This window comes from Pseudoalteromonas luteoviolacea S2607, assembly GCF_001625575.1.
GTDB classification, from domain to species: Bacteria; Pseudomonadota; Gammaproteobacteria; order Enterobacterales; family Alteromonadaceae; genus Pseudoalteromonas; species Pseudoalteromonas luteoviolacea_E.
Window position 1 is genome coordinate 1 of record NZ_AUXV01000040.1, and the last position, 1,429, is coordinate 1,429.

A 1,429-nucleotide genomic window follows, 5' to 3' on the forward strand; every position below is an offset into this window, starting at 1 on the left:
CCATTTCTAAGGAGCGCTCCACACACAAGCCCACCAGAGTATCTGGTTTTACCCCGTGCATTTCTCTTAAATAGTGCGCCAATTGGTTGGCCTTGTCGTTCAACTGCTGGTAAGTCAGCTGCTCTCCTTCAAATACCACCGCCACGTTATTTGGCGACTGCGCAACTTGCTGCTCAAACAGCGTATGAATACAGGTATCCTGTGGGTACGCTGTCGCGGTATTGTTCAGTTCATACACCAGATGCTGAGTTTCCGCATCCGATAACATCGGTAATGAGTGGGGAGACTGCGATGGCTGCGCACGCCCTAACCCTTCAAGTAACCGGCATAAATGGTCGTTCAATTGCGTAATATGTGCCTCGCTGAATAAACTCACATCGTACAACCAGTGTAAGTCCACACCCGCTGCGCTGATATTGAGCCCCACTTGGAGGTCAAACTTCGCTTGAATAAAATCGGATTGGTACGTCTGAATGCCCACACCGGGTAACGTCATTGCCGATGCGTCATCACCCGAATGCAGCCCAAAATCTGTATTGGTCGTCAACATGATTTGAAACAGCGGGCTGTGCGCCGTACTTCTTGGCACCTTTAACCGCTCTACCAGCTGCTCAAAAGGCACATCTTGATTGGACTGGGCTGCCAAATGCACCTGCCTAATATGTGCAAGGTAATCTGATAATGAGTCGTGCTGCGTATCAGCCCTGAGCACTAAGGTGTTCACAAAAAAGCCTATGAGCGGCTCAAGTTCGGCTTGCAAACGGTTTGCAACCGGCGTTCCAATCACCACATCGTTGCTGTTACTGTGTCTCGATAACAACAGCGACAACGCTCCGTGCAATAACATAAACGGCGTCAGCTGATGTTGCTGGGCCACAGCCTGCAATTGCTCAGCTACCGCGCCAGGCAACTGGCCTGTCACCACGGCCCCCCGATGTTGTTTCACATCCGGGCGGGGATAATCCAATACTAAGCCATGTAGTGCCGGCAGCTCATCGAGTTGTTTCTCCCAGTAACTTAATTGCGACTCCAGAACTTCCCCAGTAAGATGTGTGCGTTGCCAATGAGCATAGTCCGCATACTGGATTGGTAAATCTGGTAACGGGTTCGACATGCCTTGACTGTAGGCTTCATACAGGGTGAAGAACTCTTTGGTCAACACCTCCATAGACCAACCATCGGATGCAATGTGGTGCATGTTCAGTATCATTACCCCACTGTTTACGGCGCGCTTCACATAGCTGGCTCGTAACATCACATCTTCAGCTAGGTTAAATGGGGTGGTGATGTCCTGTTCCACGAGGGCGTTTATTTGTGCCGTTAATACATCTCCCTCAAGGTGTGATAAGTCTGTGACTTGTATGTCGAAATCACACTCTGACATGCTGCGAATACGCTGTCGTGTTTCACCCTGCTCGCTCACATAAAG

At 50.1% G+C, this 1,429-nt stretch carries 1 protein-coding gene; it reads right to left on the minus strand.

Annotation, left to right across the window (positions count from 1 at the left end):
* The coding region (locus N480_RS16245; RefSeq protein ID WP_155732875.1) for a condensation domain-containing protein at nt 1-1,429 on the minus strand (1,429 nt) is incomplete at both ends.